Raw genomic sequence first — 17417 nt, 5'->3', positions numbered from 1 at the left:
AAAAAAGGCGACTGGGCCATGGCCACAGTCGCCTTTATGTTTGCAGGGGAAGCGCTTACTGCACTTCTACCGCCAGGCTTTCACTGATCTTTTTCTGCCAGATGGCAGGACCGGTGATGTGCACGGATTCGCCCTTGCTATCGACCGCAACGGTCACCGGCATGTCTTTCACGTCGAACTCGTAGATCGCTTCCATGCCCAGTTCGGCGAAGGCAACAACGCGCGATTTCTTGATGGCTTGCGCTACCAGGTAAGCGGCGCCACCGACGGCCATCAGGTATACGGCTTTGTGGTCCTTGATCGCTTCGATGGCGGTCGGGCCGCGCTCGGATTTGCCGATCATGCCCAGCAGGCCGGTTTGCTCGAGGATCTGACGGGTGAACTTGTCCATCCGCGTCGCGGTGGTCGGGCCGGCCGGGCCAACCACTTCTTCGCGCACCGGATCAACCGGGCCGACGTAGTAGATGAAGCGACCCTTGAGGTCCACCGGCAGGCTTTCGCCCTTGTTCAGCATCTCGACCATGCGCTTGTGCGCAGCGTCGCGACCGGTGAGCATCTTGCCATTGAGCAGCACGGTTTCGCCCGGCTTCCAGCTCTGCACTTCTTCCGGCGTCAGGGTATCGAGATTGACGCGACGGGCCGATGGGCCAGCTTCCCAGACGATTTCCGGGTAGGCGTCCAGCGGTGGCGCTTCCAGCGAGGCCGGGCCCGAGCCGTCGAGCACAAAGTGCGCGTGACGGGTGGCGGCGCAGTTGGGGATCATGCACACCGGCAGGGAGGCGGCGTGGGTCGGGTAGTCCATGATCTTCACGTCGAGCACGGTGGTCAGGCCACCCAGGCCCTGGGCGCCGATGCCCAGTTGGTTGACCTTCTCGAACAGCTCCAGGCGCATCTCTTCGATACGGTTCTGCGGGCCGCGCTTCTTCAGCTCGTGGATGTCGATTGACTCCATCAACACTTCCTTGGCCATCACCGCGGCTTTCTCGGCGGTGCCGCCGATGCCGATGCCGAGCATGCCCGGTGGGCACCAGCCGGCGCCCATGGTCGGAACGGTCTTGAGCACCCAGTCGACGATCGAGTCGGACGGGTTGAGCATGGCCATTTTCGACTTGTTCTCGGAACCGCCGCCCTTGGCCGCTACGTCCACTTCCACGGTGTTACCCGGGACGATGGAGTAGTGGATCACCGCCGGGGTGTTGTCCTTGGTGTTCTTGCGCGCGCCTGCCGGGTCGGCCAGGATCGAGGCACGCAGGACGTTTTCCGGCAGGTTGTAGGCGCGACGCACGCCTTCGTTGATCATGTCGTCCAGGCCCATGGTGGCGCCATCCCAACGTACGTCCATGCCCACGCGCACGAACACGGTGACGATACCGGTGTCCTGGCAGATCGGGCGATGGCCGGTGGCGCACATGCGCGAGTTGATCAGGATCTGGGCGATGGAGTCACGGGCCGCTGGCGATTCTTCGCGCAGGTAGGCTTCGTGCATGGCCTGGATGAAATCAACGGGGTGGTAATAGGAAATGAATTGCAGGGCGTCGGCAACGCTCTGAATCAGGTCGTCTTGCTTGATCACGGTCATGAGTCGCGCTCCTCTATAAGGGAACATTCAATAAAGGTGGGCTCAGTGAAGTGCATCGGTCGGCTGAGCCCACCTTTCCAAGGCGCGTCGCCAAGAAGAGCAAGTATTGTTGGCGCGACGCTAAAAAGGCGCGGCAGTATAACCCGGCGCGGTGGCCGATACACCCGACTATGGTCAAACTGTCGCAGGCATGATTCCCTGTGCATGCCCCTTGTGATGAGTCCTTATATGCCTGAACTGTACGTCGGCGAGCGCCATTGGTCGGTACCGGCCGGCAGCAACCTCCTGGATGCCTTGAACCAGGCGGGTGTGGCCGTGCCCTACAGTTGCCGTGCCGGCAGTTGCCATGCGTGCCTGGTGCGTTGCGCGGGGGAGGTCGAGGACACGCAGCCCGATGCCCTGAGCCCGGCGCAGCGCCAGGAGGGCTGGCGATTGGCGTGCCAGTGCCAGGTGAGCGATGATCTGCGCGTCGAAACCTTTGATCCTACGCGTGATGGGTTGCCGGCCCAGGTGGTGGGTATCGATTGGTTGAGCCCGAGTGTGCTGCGCCTGCGCCTGCAAACCGAGCGAGGCCTGCGCTACCGGGCTGGGCAGCATCTGGTGTTGTGGGCGGGACAAGTGGCGCGGCCCTATTCCCTGGCGAGCTTGCCCCAGGATGACCCATTCCTGGAGTTTCACCTCGATTGCCGTCTGCCTGGCGAATTCAGTGATCTTGCCCGCCAGTTGCAGCTGGGCGACCGTTTGCGGCTGGGCGAACTGCGCGGCGGTGCGCTGCAATACGATCCCGACTGGCAAAGCCGACCGCTGTGGCTGCTGGCGTCCGGCACCGGCCTTGGCCCTCTTTGGGGCGTGTTGTGTGAGGCCTTGCGCCAGGATCATCAGGGCGACATCCGCGTGATTCACCTGGCCCATGATGCCGAGAGCCATTACCTGGCCGAACCCTTGGCGGCACTGGCTGCACAGCATTCCAACCTGACGGTGGAGCTGTGGACGGCGGCGCAGGCGACCCAGGCATTGGCGCAACTGCGGCTTGTTTCGCGGCAAACTCTGGCTTTACTCTGCGGGCACCCTGTCAGTGTCGAGGCGTTTTCCAAGCGTTTGTTCCTGGCGGGGCTGCCGCGTAATCAACTGCTGGCGGATGTGTTCCTGCCCCGTGGTTGAGCGCTGAACTTTCCAGCCGCGAGATTCGCCATGACCGACGCCATCCAACAGCTGCGCGAAGGCGGGCTGCTGACCCTGCAGCTCAATCGCCCCGACAAGAAGAACGCGCTCACTCGAGCCATGTACACGCAACTGGCCGAGGCACTGGAGCAGGCCGACGCGGACGCAGACCTGCGCTGCGTACTGATCCAGGGCAGCAGTGACTGTTTTACCGCCGGCAACGACATCGGCGATTTTCTCGAACAACCGCCCAGCGATCTCGACAGCCCCCCGTTTTACTTCATGAAAAGCCTGCTCAACTGCCGCAAGCCGGTGATTGCTGCGGTGGCGGGCGCAGCGGTGGGCATTGGTACAACCCTGTTGCTGCATTGCGACCTGGTGTACATCAGCCGCGATGCGCGGTTGCGCATGCCGTTTGTCAACCTGGGGCTGTGCCCGGAGTTTGGGTCGAGCCTGATTCTGCCGAGGTTGTTGGGGCACGCAAAGGCTGCGGAATTATTGTTGCTGGGCGAGGGCTTTACCGGCGAACAGGCGGCAGCCTGGGGGATTGCCACGGAGGCGCTGGGTAGCGGCGAGGCGGCGTTGGCCAAGGCGCGGGAGATGGCCGAGCGCTTTGAAAGCCTGGCGCCGGGGGCGGTGCAGGTGACCAAGCAGCTCATGAAGAGCGTGGATCGTGAGCAACTGCGGCAGGTGATTGAGGAGGAGGGGGCGTTGTTTACCCAGCGGTTGAGGTCGCCAGAGGCGATTGCGGCGTTGTCGGGGTTCATCACCCGGCGCTGATCTACATGTGGGAGCGGGCTTGCTCGCGAATGCGATGGATCAGCGAATGTACCCGTCGACTGCCACACCGCATTCGCGAGCAAGCCCGCTCCCACACTTGACCGAGTTCGACACGAACTCTTGAAATGCAAAAAAGCCCCGCCATTCACATGGCGGGGCTTTTGTTTTTCAGCGTGTCACTCAGACCTGCGGGTCGCCCACGTGCAGGATCTTCATGCCATTGGTGCCACCGGTGGTGTGGTAGCTGTCGCCCTTGGTCAGGATGACCCAGTCGCCTTTCTCTACGACGCCACGCTTGACCAGCTCGTCGATCGCCTTCTGGCTGACTTCGTTCGGTGCCAGCGAAGCCGGATCGAACGGAACGGTGTACACGCCACGGAACAGCGCGGTGCGCGCCTGGGCTTCACGGTGCGGGGTGAACGCGTAGATCGGCACCGAGGAACGGATGCGCGACATGATCAACGGCGTGTAGCCACTTTCGGTCAAGGCGATGATCGCCTTCACACCAGGGAAGTGGTTCGCGGTGTACATGGCGGCCAGCGCGATGCTCTGGTCGCAGCTTTCGAACTCTTTGCCGATGCGGTGGCTGGAGGTCTTGCTGGTCGGGTGCTTTTCAGCGCCGAGGCAGATACGCGCCATGGCTTGCACGGCTTCCAGCGGGTACGGGCCGGCGGCGCTTTCGGCCGAGAGCATCACGGCGTCGGTGTAGTCGAGCACGGCGTTGGCCACGTCGGACACTTCGGCACGGGTCGGCATAGGGTTCTGGATCATCGACTCCATCATCTGGGTCGCCACGATCACCGCTTTGTTGTGGCGGCGTGCGTGCAGGATGATCTTCTTCTGGATACCGATCAGCTCGGCGTCACCGATTTCTACGCCGAGGTCGCCACGGGCAACCATCACCGCATCGGAAGCCTTGATCAGGCCGTCGAGGGTTTCGTCGTCGGCCACGGCTTCGGCACGTTCGATCTTCGCCACCAGCCAGGCGGTACCGCCAGCCTCGTCGCGCAGCTTACGGGCGTATTCCATGTCGGCGGCGTCACGTGGGAAGGACACGGCGAGGTAGTCCACTTCCATTTCGGCGGCGAGCTTGATGTCGGCCTTGTCTTTTTCTGTCAGGGCTGGAGCCGTCAGGCCACCACCACGGCGGTTGATGCCTTTGTGGTCGGACAGCGGGCCGCCGATCAGCACGACGCAGTGCAGTTCGGTAGGGGTCGCGGTTTCGACGCGCATTACTACGCGGCCATCGTCCAGCAGAAGCTCGTCACCGACGCCGCAGTCCTTGACCAGGTCCGGGTAGTCGATACCCACGACTTGCTGGTTGCCTTCGGTCAGCGGGTGGCTGGTGGAGAAGGTGAAGGTGTCACCAATCTTCAGCTCGATCCGCTTGTTGGTGAATTTGGCGATACGGATTTTCGGGCCTTGCAGGTCACCCAGCAGTGCCACGAAGCGGCCGTGCTTGGCGGCCAGGTCACGCACCAACTTGGCGCGAGCCTTGTGCTCGTCCGGGGTGCCGTGGGAGAAGTTCAGACGGGCAACGTCCAAACCAGCCAGAATCAGCTGTTCGAGGACTTCCGGCGAGTTGCTGGCCGGGCCAAGGGTGGCGACGATTTTGGTACGACGGACGGACATGCACAGACTCCTGAGTTCAAGCGCTGAGGAAGGCTACTATGCTCTTTCGTTGTAGTCATTGTTCGTTTGCACTACTTATCGATGATTGACTTGTTTTCGTTGCGGCTGAATACGAACATCCTTGAAGATTTTTGGCGAGGGGTCGATACACTGCACAAGACAGGAGAACCCTCATGCGAATTTTGCTCATTGCTGCCCTGGCCGTCAGTGTTGTCGGCTGCACCCGTTGGTCGATGGACCACCATTTGAACAACGCCTACCGCGCCTACAAGGTCGGTGACTGTGAGCGTGTCACGCTGGAGTTATCCCAGGTCGACCGTGAAAGCCGCACCCGACGTTATGTGCAACCAGAGGTGTCGATGTTGCGCGGGCAATGCCTGGAGCGGCAAAAGCTGTTCGTCGACGCCGTGCAGACCTATCAATTCATCATCAATCAATACCCGTCGAGCGAGTACGCCTACCGTGCTCGCGCACGGCTCGACACCTTGCAACAACTTGGGCATTACCCCGGTGCAAGTGTCGCTCAGCCGCGTCCAGCGTCTTTGTGATGATCTTCGTCATTTCATAACTGGCCCGTTGCCAGTCTTGGGCTATCCTTTGAATGTCCGTTTGTACAAGTTTCAATGCAAACGGATGTGGGTCCCGGACTCGGCGGCTGTCTGGCGGCAGACTGTTGCCTGTTGTCGCACCGAGATCCAGGGGGAACGAGCGTTTTCTGCTGGTTCCGCATCACTGACACGGCCTTATTCATGGCCACTGGATGGCGATCACACCATGTTTACCGACCGACGGATCGAGCGGCATCAGCTACCTTGTTTTCTGCAAGTATTTAACCGGCTCACCGATAGACCCATCGGCTATTTGGGCAATGTCTCGAGAGATGGGCTGATGTTGATCAGCCAATTGCCCATGATGGTCGACGTGGACTTCGAGCTGCGTCTGAAGATCCCCGCCGCTGACGGCACCTTTAATCCCATTGACCTTACGGCGATCTGCCTGTGGAGTCATGAGGATGTCAACCCGCAGCACTACGACTCCGGGTTCAGTGTGCTCCAGGCGCCTGAGGCCTATGGGCAACTCATCGACGTACTGTTGCATTACTTCAGTTTTGATCCTTTGCAGGCTTCGGCCTAGGCACGGCGCGCTGTCGACCCGACCCAGGGAGTTGCTGCCCAGGCCGTAATCGTGCGCCGTTTTTCAAAGCATGCCGGCTTTCTTCCAGCCCAGGTAGCGTGTCACAAGGGCTGGTCCCAGTTCAGATGGCAAGGTGTCCACGACCGACAGGCCTTGGGCGCTGAGGCGCTCATGCAGTTCGTCACGGGTATTCAAGTAGTCGATGGTGCCGCTGTACGCCAATGCTTCGGGCAGGGTTTGCACGGGGGCCTGGCGCAATTGATCGAGTACTTCCTCGCGCAAGCTGGCCACCAGTACCCTATGCTGGCGGCTGATACGCTTGACGGCGGTCAGCAGTTCTTCGTCGTCCTCATCCCGAAGGTTACTGACCACGATCACCAATGCGCGGCGCTTTTGCCGAACCAGCAACTGGCTGGCCGCCGCCTGGTAATCAGCAGCCTTTCGGGTGGTATCCAGGTCGTATACCGCGTTGAGCAGCACATTCAATTGGCTACTGCCTTTGACCGGCGCCAGGTAGCGTGGTTGGTCGCTGGCAAAGGTGCACAGCCCCACTGCATCTCCCTGGCGCAAGGCAACGTAGCTGAGCAACAGGCACGCATTGAGGGCGTGGTCGAAGTGAGACAGTTCGTCATCCTGGCTGCGCATACGCCGGCCGCAATCAAGCATGAAAACGATCTGTTGGTCGCGCTCATCCTGGTATTCACGGGCGATGGGCGTGCGTTGTCGGGCGGTGGCTTTCCAGTCGATCTGGCGCAGGCTGTCGCCGTCGCGAAATTCGCGTAGCTGATGAAACTCCAGCCCCAACCCACGCCGTTGACGTTGACGTACACCCAGTTGGCTCAGCCAGTTGTCCACGCCCAGTAGTTGTGCACCGTACAGCCGGGCGAAATCCGGGTAGACGCGGGTGGTGTCGCTCACCTCGATAGAACGGCGAGCTGACCACAGCCCCATTGGGCTGGGCAAGTGGATTTCGCAGCGGTTGAAGCTGAAGTGCCCGCGTCGCAGGGGACGCAGGCGATACCCCAGGTCACTGCGCTCACCGGGGCGCAGCTCAATGGCTTGGGGCATGCCTTCTACGGTCAACCCGTCGGGGACATGATCGAATACCCGCACAGTCAGTGGCTGCAGGAAGTCATGCTCCAAGGCCAGGCGTACTTCGCCCCAGCGGCCCAGCGCCAGGCTTCCGGGCATTTGCCGCTGCACACGGGGTGATGGGCGGCGTCGCAGGCGCATCGCATCCAGCATCGCCAACAACAACAGCGCCAGTAGCAAGCCCCACGCCACCGAGTGCAAGGTGTCGGGCACTTTGAGCTGCAGCGCGGATGCCGCGCCCAGTAGGATGCCCAGTCCCAGCAATACGCCAAGCCAGTTCAACAGCAGACGGTTCGGTTTCATGGGCGAGTCATTGCCGGGGAGCCGGAATCTGATCAAGCAGTTGCTTGAGCACTTGGTCAACCTCCAGTCCGTCTATATCCAACTCTGGCGCGATACGCACCCGATGGCGCAGTACTGCCAGGGCGCACCCCTTGATATCGTCCGGAGTGACGAATTCACCACCACGCAACAAGGCGCGGGCGCGGGCGCCACGTACCAGGTCAATCGAGGCCCGCGGCCCGGCGCCAATGGCCAGCCCTGGCCAGCTGCGGGTGGCGCGTGCCAGGCGCACGGCATAGTCGAGTACTTGTTCGTCCAGGGCCAGATCACTGGCAACCTGCTGCAGTTGCAGCACATCCCCGGCCTGCAGCACCGTACGCAATGGGTGTACATCCAGCATGTCGGCCCGCGACGAGCGCGTGACTTCGCGCACCATGTCCAGTTCCTGCTGCGCATCGGGGTAATCCATGCGCACTTTGAGCATGAAGCGATCCAGTTCCGCCTCCGGCAGGGGGTAGGTACCTTCCTGTTCGATGGGGTTCTGGGTCGCCAGCACCATGAACGGCTGGCCGATGGGCAGCGCCTCGCCTTCGAGGGTCACTTGCCGTTCCTGCATGGCCTCAAGCAAGGCTGCCTGGGTCTTGGCTGGAGCGCGGTTGATTTCGTCGGCCAACAACAAGTGGGTGAACACCGGCCCCTTGCGCAGCTTGAACTGTTCGGTATGCAGGTCATACACGGCGTGACCGGTGACATCGCTGGGCATCAGGTCCGGAGTGAACTGGATCCGTGCGAAGTCACCCTCGAAGCAGCGCGCCAAGGCACGTACCAACAGGGTTTTGCCCAGCCCCGGCACACCTTCAAGCAGCACATGGCCACCGGCGATCAAGGCGGTCAGGACGTCGTCGATCACGGCGTCCTGGCCAATTACCGCTTTGCGCAGTTCAGTGCGCAGGGCCTGGGCTTGCCCACTGGCGTGTTGCAGGGATTCGCTGGTCAAGGCAGTGGCGCTTGGGAAATCACTCATAAGGCATTCCTGAGAGTTTGCAGGCACGCCACCTGACGGCTGAAATCGGCGCTGGAAAGCCGTTTTGCCGGGAGTGGGCCAAGGGCCTGGTTGATGATGTGAGGGGGCTGGCGCGTCAGGCGTTCAAGCACCCGCCGTTGTTCTGCGTTGTCGAGGTGTTCGAAGCCGGTGTGACGCCGCCGGGCCGTACGCAAGATATCGCGCTGCAGGGCTTGCAGCAGGGTGCCCTGGCCGCTGCGGCGCAGCAGGAAGTCGGCACTGGCTTTCAGGTGTTCCTGCAATTGGCGGCGGGCGTTGGGCGCGGGCGGTTGGATGGGGCCTTGACGCATACCCGCCCGCCAGAATGCCAGGGCGACAAGGGCAATGAGTGCCACCAATGCCTGGGGGAAGTAGCGCAGTAGCAAGGTAAACAGGTCATCGACGTCGCTGTTGAACAGCATCGTCACGGCGGTGCCCTGGTTCAGGTACCACAGCAGCCAGGCATTATCGTGCTGGCCTATGTTGGGGGTTTTCCACAGGTCACTGTCTGTGATCACCGTGACGCTGCCTTCCCCGAGGTCGAGTTGCATCAGGTGGCTCGACCGTGCGCTATTGGCCGAAAACTGTGCCAGGTGCTTGGGGTCGGTAAGGTTGAAGTCTGTGTCGAAACTGAAATACGCCGATGGGGTTTCATTGTCGACGTAGAGTTTGGTCAGGTCCGGAGCTGTCTTTTTGCGCGGCGGTTTAGCGGAAGCGGCAGGCTCTTCAGGTTCGTCACTCAAGGTTTGATGGATATGCAGACGGTCGAGCAACAGGTCACCGCTTTTGCCAGTTTCCTCATCCCAAAGCGCCTCGGCCACCAGCAACAGATGGCCACCGGACTTGGCCCAGGCCAGCAGTTGCTCGACTTGGCGTGGCGTCATATTACTGCGCTCACCGAGCAGCAACAGGCTGTTGCCCTTGGACGGCAAGGTGGTCAGCCGCTCCAGGCTATTGGCGTGTTCAACTGTCAGGCCTTGTTCGCGCAGGAAGTGTTCGGCCGCCAGGTAGGGGTTGGCCAAGGCTTCCGGTGAGGGGCCGCGATCCACCACTTCATCGTAGGGAATCGCCTTGCTCCACGCGTAGTAACCGCCCGCTCCAAGCAAGCACGCCAGTAGAAGCCCCACCCACAGCAATAGCCGGTTCATTGATTGCTCCCCGAGCGGAACAGGGTGCGCCAATCACTGCACAGTTTTTGCTGAGCAGAGAGGGGAGGAAGGCGGTGACCGTAGGCGAGGTTTTGCCAGTGCCGGGTCAATTCATCACTGAAAGCCAGCAGTTGTGGTTGCTGCAACTGGTGAACCCGTGCCAGGACCTGGCCTTCAGTGTCAGCATTTTTCAGCGGTAGGTTGAAGTCATGCAGCAGTCGGCTGAGCAGCCCTCGATACAACAGGCCGAGTGCTTCCCGGGGCTGCGTTGCCCACAGGTGCTCGGCGGCGCTGGCAACATCGTCGGGCAGGGTATCAGTGCCCAGTTCAAGGCCGAATAGTTGCGTGGGCACGGGTTTGATGGCTTGGGTTTTGCGAGGCTCGCGCCGACTGACGAAGGTGCGCAGCCATTCGCGATATCGCCACGCAAGCATGATCAGGCCACCGATCAGAAGGCCCCACAACAGCACCTCAACCCCTTGTGCGATGTGCTTGAAGGTATTGCTGTTGAGGTTATCCAGCAGCGCTTTCAGCCAGGCGGGAAGCTTGGCGTCGCCGTGGGCCTTGTCTTTGACGGCAGGCTTTTCTTCGCCGAAGCGATAGCGGGTAACGGTCTCCGGGTTTTTGAAAGGTGGTTTTTCCAGCAGTGATTTAATCGACTGATTCGCGCCCTGGGTGCTCAGGGGCTTTGGGGGCGCGGACGCATCAGCCATGACGGGTGGGCTGAACGGCAGCAATGTCAGTCCGATCACCAGTAATAACATCGGCGCCACACCGCTCAGGCGCTCACGAAGGCGGCGAAAGACCAATTCCAGGTCCCAGGCCTCCAGCACGGTTCGGCGATTAAGGTAGAGGCTGAATCCGCAGGCGACATAGATAGGCTCCCAAAACACCAGGATCAAGGCATAGAACGCGTTGCCCAGGTGTTCCAGCCACAAGCCTTCCGAGCTGGTTGCCAGTACCAGGCGTTGCCAGTCCCAATCCATCTCGACGTTCTGCGGAATAAATAGATAGAACAGCGCCATGCAACCGAACCACAGCCCGATCTCCAGGTGCACACCGACGGTAGTCAACCAACGCGCGGCGCCGGCATTGCGTTGCTGCAACACGCCCAGACGTTTCTGGCGTGCCGGGCCATCCAGGCCTTCGAGCTGGCTCACCGGCATCACAAAGCTGCGGCTCAGGCTGAGCCGCCGCCACGTCAGGCTGGCCACCAGCTGGCCCTTGAGCAGACGCGGCCATTGGCGCACGGCCTGTTTGATGCTGGGTGTTTCGCCAAACAAGGCTTTGGACAAGATGTATAGCGGCAAGCGGTCAAACGCGGGCTTGAGCCACCAGAACAGAAACATCGCCGTGGACGGAGACTTCCACAGCAGTGCAGTGAGCAACGCGAACACTGGCAGGGTCACCAGCGCCCAACTGCTCATCAACAGCACGCGGTTTTGCCGGGCCATCAACACGCCAAGATCCATGGCTTCCCAGGCAGTACGTGGGCGGATGACCACGCTGGCATCACTGAGGCGCATGGTGGGTCCGTCCTGCAAGGCTCAGGTAAGCAGCCACTAGCATCCATAAGATTGCGCCGACCAGGTATTTGACCCAGGGAGCGATCAGGGTGGTCGATGACCAGTAGGCTTCGATAAAGGCTGCGATCAGCAAGAAGATCATCACACCGCACAACAGCTGCACGCTCTTGCGGGCTGCCCGCCGCAATGATTCTCCACGGGTCAACTGACCGGGAGCGATCAGTGCCCAGCCCAGCTGCAAGCCAGCGGCACCGGCGAGGGCGATCGCCGTCAGTTCGAATGCACCGTGGCCGATGACGAATGACCAGAAGGTTTGCCCATAGCCGATTTCGGTCAGGTGCCCGGAGACGGCCCCGATGACCAGGCCATTGAAAATCAGGAAGAACACACTGCCCAGCCCGAACAACAACCCGGCGGCAAATGTCTGGAACGCGATACCGATGTTATGCATGACGTAATAGCCGAACATCATCCAGTCTTCGCTCGAGGCACGCTCGGCGGCGCGGCCCAGGCGGCTTGCATCGGGGTCATACATGCCCTGCATCTCGGCCACTTGTTGCGGGCTGACGATGCTGTAGATCAGGTCGGGAAACAGGTACACCAGCAGCGCGATACCTACCAGGCTGCCAAAGAACAGCAGGCTGGCTATCAGTACGAAACGCCACTGTTCGCGCACCAGGCGAGGAAAATCGGCGAGTACGAAACCCATCACAGTTGCCGCCAATTGGCTGCGATGACGGTAAAGCTGTTGATGGCCGCGCAGGGCCAGTTGTTGCAAGGGGTCTACCAGGTAGCTGCTATAGCCGCGCTCCTGTGCCAAGGCCAGGTGCTGGCACAGGCGCCGGTACTGATGGGGAAAGTCAGCCACGTCACTGGCCTTGGCCTTGCCCTGTTCCAACTGTTGCAGGCACTCGGCAAAGGCGTGCCATTGGGGCTGGTGACGGGTTTCGAAGAGGCTCTGTTTCATGTCGGCCCCAACAGGCCACGGGCCACGCCATTGAGTTGTTCCGCGGCTCGGGCCGGGGATACCTGCAACGGAGTGGCGAGAATCGAGGCCAACTCGTGAACGCGCTCCGTGGACAGCTCACCCTGGCGCTCCGCGAAGCCAAGGATGGCCCGTTGCTCGCTCAGATCCAGGGCAAAGGGCAGGCGCAAGGCCGCAGCCTGAGGAATCTGGGGGCGCACCAGTGGCTGTTCCCGATAGATCACCAGTGTACCGGCGGCCAGGTCGCCGAGGCGTTTGAAATGAGGATGCTGCAGGCAACTGATAGCGCCGAGAAAATAGCCGAACGGTAACATGTCGACAAACCGCAGCAGGTTGCGGATCAGTGACGCGGACCAGCCAATCGGGGTGCCGTCATCTTGTACGACACGCAACCCCATGACCTGTTTACCTGGCGAGCAACCCTGGTTGAGCACCTCGAACAGCACCATGTACCACCAACTGATCAGGAACAGCATCAGCGAGCCCAGGCCGATCCCGACGTTGCCCAGCAAGGCCAATGGCACCAGCAGAACGCCCATGACCACCCCACGCAGGCACAGGTCAAAGGTAAAGGCCAACACGCGTGGCACCAGGCCGGCCGGGCGCAAGGGCAGGTCGATGCCCTCCGGGGTCTCGATCTGGTAGCGGGTGTCCAATGGGGTTGACGGCATCGCGATCCTTGGCAGTGCTGAATGGCTGGAAGACACGGATGCTAGCAGTGTCGGTGATGGAAGCAACCATTCAACGTTTTACTGGGTGTTTGTACAGTGTATTTGCTGCTGGTCGCGGATACCGTTCAGCGCCTAGACTTTGTCGATCTTCAGTACAGGATCAGCCCGTGACCTCGATTTTCTGGTACGACTATGAAACCACCGGCATCAACCCGCGCAGCGATCGGCCCCTCCAGGTAGCCGGCATACGCACGGACCACGAGCTCAATGAGATCGGCGCGCCGGTCAATCTTTATTGTCTGCCCAGCGACGATATCCTGCCTCACCCGGTGGCCTGCGCGATTACCGGTATCACCCCGGCGACACTCGCGGAAAAAGGCCTGGCCGAGGCTGATTTCATGACCCGTGTGCACGCTGAACTCGCCGCGCCGGGCACTTGTGGCGCCGGTTACAACACTTTGCGTTTCGATGATGAGATGACACGCTACAGTCTGTATCGCAATTTTTTCGATCCTTATGCGCGTGAGTGGCAGGGTGGTAACAGTCGCTGGGATTTGATCGATGTGGTTCGAACCGCCTATGCGCTGCGCCCGGAAGGCATTGAATGGCCGCAGCAGGATGGGCGCGTCACGCTCAAGTTGGAGCGCCTGACCGAAGCCAACGGTATCGACCATGGGCAGGCGCACGACGCACTGTCCGACGTGCGCGCCACCATCGCTCTGGCCCGACTGGTGCGTGAGAAACAACCCAAGCTGTATGACTGGCTGTTTCAGTTGCGCAGTAAACAGCGGGTGATGGACCAGGTGCGCTTGCTGCAACCGATGGTGCATATCTCCGGGCGGTTTTCCGCCGAGCGTCATTACCTGGGGGTTGTGTTGCCGCTGGCGTGGCACCCGCGCAATCGCAACGCCTTGATCGTCTGCGACCTGGGGCTCGATCCGCAAGGGCTGCTGGACCTTGATGCGGATGCCTTGCGCCAGCGTCTTTACACACGCCGTGACGAATTGGTCGAGGGCGAACTGCCGGTACCGCTCAAATTGGTGCATATCAATCGCTGTCCCGTGGTTGCTCCCTTGAATGTGCTGCGGGCAGAAGACCGTGAACGTCTGCACTTGGACATGAATGTTTATCAGGAACGGGCACTGCGACTAACTGACGCACAGGAACTTTGGCGCGATAAGTTAGCGGCCATTTACGCCGAGGAAGATTTCGCGGCGACTGCAGACCCGGAGCAACAGCTGTATGACGGTTTTATCGGAGACCGTGATCGGCGTTTATGCGAACAAGTCCGGGCGGCTGAGCCTGAGCAATTAGCACGCCAGCAGTGGCCATTTGATGACCATCGTTTGCCCGAATTATTGTTTCGCTACCGCGCGCGTAACTTCCCCGATACGTTGAACGACGAGGAGCAACAACGCTGGACACTTTTTTGTCAGCAGCGTTTGTCGAACCCGGAGTGGGGCGCGCCGAATACCCTTGAGGCATTTAAGCAAGCCCGGCAGGAGTTTATTGTTAGTGCGACGCCGTTTCAGCAAGGGGTGCTGGAGCAGTGGCAGGAATATGCGGACTCTCTGGCCGCGCGAATGTATCTTTAGTCGTTTTTCACAGAATAGGCAGGCAATAAAAAAACGCCAGCAGGCTGGCGTTTTTTAATGTGTCGCTTATCAGGCGCGAGCCTGGCGAGGCTTAGCCCAGCAGGGTAGCCCAGCCTTCAACCACGTCACCGCCCCACTTGGCTTTCCACTCTTTCAGCGTTTTGTGGTTGCCACCTTTGGTTTCAATCACTTCGCCGTTGTGTGGGTTTTTGTATTGTTTAACCTTGCGAGCACGCTTGGTGCCGGTAGTTTTCACAGCGCCGCGTGGTGCTTTAACTTTCGACTCTGGATCCAGCAGCGCGATGATGTCACGCAGGGATTTGGAGTATTCACCCATCAGGGTGCGCAATTTGCCTTCGAATTCCAGCTCGGTTTGCAGTTTGTCGTCTTGGGACAGGTTCTTCAAACGGGCTTGCAGCTCTTTGATAGCTTCTTCGGTGGCACGGTATTCGTTGATCAGAGACATGTGGACTACCTTATGTAGAGCGCTGATTGACAGGGATAGTGGCCCAATAATAGTCAGGCGGTTTCCCCAAGTAAACATTTAAGGTCGAATTTATGTGAATTACTTTGAATGTTTGTAGCCTGGCTATGCATTCGAGTTAATTACTAGGGCGTAGACCTAAAGATAATCTCCTTGAAATGCATGGAACAGCCTTAGGCTAACCCAATGGATTCCATATAAAGGTGGTAAAACCTTAGGCTATTAAGGGGTAAGGCTGTCGCCGGTGATCAGAATAAGCATCAAGGAATACTGCAGTTTTGCTGCGCAATCGCTAGAATGGCGGCCTTTGCGAAGTTCTGGAGTTTCCCCCTAATGCGCACTTTTCGGCTGGTGATTGCTTGCCCGGACCGGGTTGGTATCGTTGCCAAAGTCAGTAACTTTCTGGCGTCCCACAACGGTTGGATCACCGAGGCGAGTCATCACTCGGACAATTTGAGCGGTTGGTTCTTCATGCGTCATGAGATCCGTGCCGATACGCTGCCCTTTGGCCTCGAAGCCTTCCGTGAAGCCTTTGCGCCGATCGCCGAAGAGTTTTCGATGAGCTGGCACATCACCGACACCGAGCAGAAAAAACGCGTGGTGTTGATGGCCAGCCGCGAGTCCCACTGCCTGGCGGATTTGCTGCACCGCTGGCACAGCGACGAACTGGACTGTGAGATTGCTTGCGTGATCTCCAACCACGATGACCTGCGCAGCATGGTCGAGTGGCATGGCATCCCGTATTACCACGTGCCGGTCAACCCGCAGGACAAGGAGCCGGCTTTCGCCGAGGTCTCCCGCCTGGTCAAGCAGCATGAAGCCGACGTTGTAGTGCTTGCACGCTACATGCAAATCCTGCCGCCGGAGTTGTGCCGTGAATACGCTGGCAAAGTGATCAATATTCACCACAGCTTCTTGCCTTCATTCGTAGGTGCCAAGCCGTACCACCAGGCTTCCCTACGTGGTGTGAAATTGATCGGCGCGACTTGCCACTACGTCACTGAAGAGCTGGACGCCGGCCCGATCATCGAGCAGGACGTGGTGCGTGTCAGTCACAGCGACAGCATCGAAGACATGGTGCGTTTCGGTCGCGACGTCGAGAAGATGGTGCTGGCCCGTGGCCTGCGTTACCACCTGGAAGACCGCGTGCTGGTGCACGGCAACAAGACGGTGGTGTTCTAACCGACGCGTTGTGATTGAACAAAGAAGGGCCTGGGCGTTAAATCGTTCCAGGCCCTTTTTTTGCGCCCCGTTGAGGATTGAGCAATGAGCGATCCGTTGGACAAAGCCACGTCAAAAGCCCCGGCAACATTAGGGGAGGGCTGCTTGAGTCGATTTGACCCGGATGACCTGGACAGTGAAGACGGCACCGATTTCCCCGGTGCCGCCGAGTTGTGGGAACGTGAGCAGGGCCGATCCCAGCCCGAGACCGAGTGATTGCCCGCCAGGATCAGATCCGGAAACTGCCCACCAGTTGCTTCAGTCGCGCGGCTTGCTGCTCCAGGTCGGCACAGGCGCGTAGCGTGGAATGCAGGTTTTCCACGCCTTCCTGATTGAGGGTGTTGATCTCGGTGATGTCCATGTTGATCGACTCCACCACCGAGGTTTGTTCCTCCGTAGCAGTGGCGACGGACTGGTTCATACCATCAATCTCGCCGATGCGTTGGGTCACGCTGTTCAGGCGTTCGCCGGCCAGGTTGGCGATGTCTACGCTGTCGAGGCTGTGGCGCTGGCTTTCACTCATGGTGCTGACCGAGTCCCGGGCGCCGACTTGCAGCTCTTCGATCATCTTCTGCACTTGTTGCGCCGACTCCTGAGTGCGATGCGCCAGGTTGCGCACTTCATCCGCGACCACTGCAAACCCGCGTCCGGCCTCACCCGCACGGGCCGCTTCAATGGCGGCGTTCAGTGCGAGCAGGTTGGTTTGCTGGGAAATACTGGTGATCACCTCGAGAATCTGCCCGATGTTCACCGTCTTGCTGTTGAGCGCTTCGATATTGCTGCTGGAAGCACTGATCATCGCTGACAGCTGGTTCATCGCCTTGATGTTGCGCTCCACCACGTGCTGGCCGTCTTCAGCCAGGTGGCGTGCGTCGCTGGCCTGATGAGAGGCTTGCGCGGCATTGCGCGCGATTTCCTGGGCGGCGGCGCCCAGCTCATTGATGGCGGCGGCAACGCTGTTGGTACGGTTGGCCTGCTCGTCGGAGTTGACCATCGACGAGTTGGACGCACTGACCACACGCAGTGCCACTTCGTTGACCTGTTCGGTGGCCGAGGACACTTCGCGGATCGACGTATGAATCCGC

16 protein-coding genes are annotated in these 17417 nt (G+C 60.1%); 6 read left to right on the top strand and 10 right to left on the bottom strand.

The genetic code is table 11. The features are described 5' to 3' along the window. Positions 1–55 precede the first annotated feature (55 nt). On the bottom strand, positions 56–1579 hold the full coding sequence (locus KUA23_RS24375; protein ID WP_027605509.1) for a fumarate hydratase: 1524 nt from the start codon (positions 1577–1579) through the stop codon (positions 56–58). A gap of 228 nt (positions 1580–1807) precedes the next feature. On the opposite strand from KUA23_RS24375, the gene KUA23_RS24370 reads away from it, so the two are divergent. Beyond that, positions 1808–2740 (top strand): iron-sulfur-binding ferredoxin reductase, encoded by a 933-nt coding sequence (locus KUA23_RS24370; protein ID WP_252992986.1) that lies wholly within the window; start codon positions 1808–1810, stop codon positions 2738–2740. Between the two features lie 30 nt (positions 2741–2770). Then, complete coding sequence (locus KUA23_RS24365; RefSeq protein WP_078050032.1) at positions 2771–3520, top strand: enoyl-CoA hydratase-related protein; 750 nt, start codon at positions 2771–2773, stop codon at positions 3518–3520. A 180-nt stretch (positions 3521–3700) separates the two neighbouring features. Here the strand turns inward: KUA23_RS24365 and pyk are convergent, their stop codons facing one another. Then, complete coding sequence (gene pyk, locus KUA23_RS24360) at positions 3701–5152, bottom strand: pyruvate kinase (RefSeq protein ID WP_078050031.1); 1452 nt, start codon at positions 5150–5152, stop codon at positions 3701–3703. A gap of 173 nt (positions 5153–5325) precedes the next feature. Here pyk and KUA23_RS24355 point away from each other — a divergent pair, with 173 nt between their 5' ends. Next, positions 5326–5700, top strand: a complete 375-nt coding sequence (locus KUA23_RS24355) for a tol-pal system YbgF family protein (protein ID WP_025854787.1) — start codon at positions 5326–5328, stop codon at positions 5698–5700. A gap of 226 nt (positions 5701–5926) precedes the next feature. Then, positions 5927–6286 (top strand): PilZ domain-containing protein, encoded by a 360-nt coding sequence (locus KUA23_RS24350; protein WP_078050030.1) that lies wholly within the window; start codon positions 5927–5929, stop codon positions 6284–6286. 63 nt (positions 6287–6349) lie between these two features. On the opposite strand, the gene KUA23_RS24345 is transcribed toward KUA23_RS24350, so the two are convergent. The 6 genes from KUA23_RS24345 to KUA23_RS24320 are packed head-to-tail and all read right to left on the bottom strand — an operon-like array spanning position 6350 to position 13032. Then, on the bottom strand, positions 6350–7681 hold the full coding sequence (locus KUA23_RS24345; protein ID WP_252992985.1) for a DUF58 domain-containing protein: 1332 nt from the start codon (positions 7679–7681) through the stop codon (positions 6350–6352). Positions 7682–7688: 7 nt separating this feature from the next. Further along, positions 7689–8684, bottom strand: coding sequence for an AAA family ATPase (locus KUA23_RS24340; RefSeq protein WP_100492214.1), 996 nt, complete (start codon positions 8682–8684; stop codon positions 7689–7691). Then, the gene (locus KUA23_RS24335; RefSeq protein WP_078050027.1) at positions 8681–9850 is read right to left on the bottom strand and encodes a DUF4350 domain-containing protein; all 1170 of its coding nucleotides are present in this window, start codon (positions 9848–9850) and stop codon (positions 8681–8683) included. The genes KUA23_RS24340 and KUA23_RS24335 overlap by 4 nt, the downstream gene beginning before the upstream one ends. Next, positions 9847–11376 (bottom strand): DUF4129 domain-containing protein, encoded by a 1530-nt coding sequence (locus KUA23_RS24330; RefSeq protein WP_078050026.1) that lies wholly within the window; start codon positions 11374–11376, stop codon positions 9847–9849. The genes KUA23_RS24335 and KUA23_RS24330 overlap by 4 nt, the downstream gene beginning before the upstream one ends. After that, positions 11363–12343, bottom strand: coding sequence for a stage II sporulation protein M (locus KUA23_RS24325; protein WP_078050025.1), 981 nt, complete (start codon positions 12341–12343; stop codon positions 11363–11365). Before KUA23_RS24325 ends, KUA23_RS24330 begins: the two co-directional genes overlap by 14 nt. Continuing rightward, a complete protein-coding gene (locus tag KUA23_RS24320) occupies positions 12340–13032 on the bottom strand; it encodes an RDD family protein (protein ID WP_078050024.1) in 693 nt (230 codons plus the stop codon). The genes KUA23_RS24325 and KUA23_RS24320 overlap by 4 nt, the downstream gene beginning before the upstream one ends. A 167-nt stretch (positions 13033–13199) precedes the next feature. On the opposite strand from KUA23_RS24320, the gene sbcB reads away from it, so the two are divergent. Beyond that, positions 13200–14627, top strand: a complete 1428-nt coding sequence (sbcB, locus tag KUA23_RS24315; RefSeq protein ID WP_078050023.1) for an exodeoxyribonuclease I — start codon at positions 13200–13202, stop codon at positions 14625–14627. Positions 14628–14718: 91 nt separating this feature from the next. Here the strand turns inward: sbcB and mvaT are convergent, their stop codons facing one another. Further along, positions 14719–15093 carry a histone-like nucleoid-structuring protein MvaT gene (gene mvaT / locus KUA23_RS24310; protein WP_005790963.1) on the bottom strand — a complete coding sequence of 125 codons (375 nt, stop codon included), beginning with the start codon at positions 15091–15093 and terminating at the stop codon, positions 14719–14721. Positions 15094–15444: 351 nt separating this feature from the next. On the opposite strand from mvaT, the gene purU reads away from it, so the two are divergent. Then, positions 15445–16293 carry a formyltetrahydrofolate deformylase gene (gene purU, locus KUA23_RS24305; RefSeq protein ID WP_078050022.1) on the top strand — a complete coding sequence of 283 codons (849 nt, stop codon included), beginning with the start codon at positions 15445–15447 and terminating at the stop codon, positions 16291–16293. Positions 16294–16561: 268 nt separating this feature from the next. Here purU and KUA23_RS30460 read toward each other — a convergent pair whose 3' ends face one another. Further along, complete coding sequence (locus KUA23_RS30460; protein ID WP_406598850.1) at positions 16562–17326, bottom strand: methyl-accepting chemotaxis protein; 765 nt, start codon at positions 17324–17326, stop codon at positions 16562–16564. Between the last annotated feature and the right edge of the window lie 91 nt (positions 17327–17417).

It is taken from the genome of Pseudomonas pergaminensis (genome assembly GCF_024112395.2).
GTDB classification, from domain to species: domain Bacteria; phylum Pseudomonadota; class Gammaproteobacteria; order Pseudomonadales; family Pseudomonadaceae; genus Aquipseudomonas; species Aquipseudomonas pergaminensis.
This window is presented reverse-complemented; position numbering and strand designations above follow the sequence as displayed.

Bases quoted from the DNA above. Each gene is read 5' to 3' on its own strand.
- KUA23_RS24375 (WP_027605509.1), bottom strand. From the start codon at position 1,579: ATGACCGTGATCAAGCAAGACGACCTGATTCAGAGCGTTGCCGACGCC.
- KUA23_RS24370 (WP_252992986.1), top strand. From the start codon at position 1,808: ATGCCTGAACTGTACGTCGGCGAGCGCCATTGGTCGGTACCGGCCGGC.
- KUA23_RS24365 (WP_078050032.1), top strand. From the start codon at position 2,771: ATGACCGACGCCATCCAACAGCTGCGCGAAGGCGGGCTGCTGACCCTG.
- pyk (WP_078050031.1), bottom strand. From the start codon at position 5,152: ATGTCCGTCCGTCGTACCAAAATCGTCGCCACCCTTGGCCCGGCCAGC.
- KUA23_RS24355 (WP_025854787.1), top strand. From the start codon at position 5,326: ATGCGAATTTTGCTCATTGCTGCCCTGGCCGTCAGTGTTGTCGGCTGC.
- KUA23_RS24350 (WP_078050030.1), top strand. From the start codon at position 5,927: ATGTTTACCGACCGACGGATCGAGCGGCATCAGCTACCTTGTTTTCTG.
- KUA23_RS24345 (WP_252992985.1), bottom strand. From the start codon at position 7,681: ATGAAACCGAACCGTCTGCTGTTGAACTGGCTTGGCGTATTGCTGGGA.
- KUA23_RS24340 (WP_100492214.1), bottom strand. From the start codon at position 8,684: ATGAGTGATTTCCCAAGCGCCACTGCCTTGACCAGCGAATCCCTGCAA.
- KUA23_RS24335 (WP_078050027.1), bottom strand. From the start codon at position 9,850: ATGAACCGGCTATTGCTGTGGGTGGGGCTTCTACTGGCGTGCTTGCTT.
- KUA23_RS24330 (WP_078050026.1), bottom strand. From the start codon at position 11,376: ATGCGCCTCAGTGATGCCAGCGTGGTCATCCGCCCACGTACTGCCTGG.
- KUA23_RS24325 (WP_078050025.1), bottom strand. From the start codon at position 12,343: ATGAAACAGAGCCTCTTCGAAACCCGTCACCAGCCCCAATGGCACGCC.
- KUA23_RS24320 (WP_078050024.1), bottom strand. From the start codon at position 13,032: ATGCCGTCAACCCCATTGGACACCCGCTACCAGATCGAGACCCCGGAG.
- mvaT (WP_005790963.1), bottom strand. From the start codon at position 15,093: ATGTCTCTGATCAACGAATACCGTGCCACCGAAGAAGCTATCAAAGAG.
- purU (WP_078050022.1), top strand. From the start codon at position 15,445: ATGCGCACTTTTCGGCTGGTGATTGCTTGCCCGGACCGGGTTGGTATC.
- KUA23_RS30460 (WP_406598850.1), bottom strand. From the start codon at position 17,326: ATGGTCAACTCCGACGAGCAGGCCAACCGTACCAACAGCGTTGCCGCC.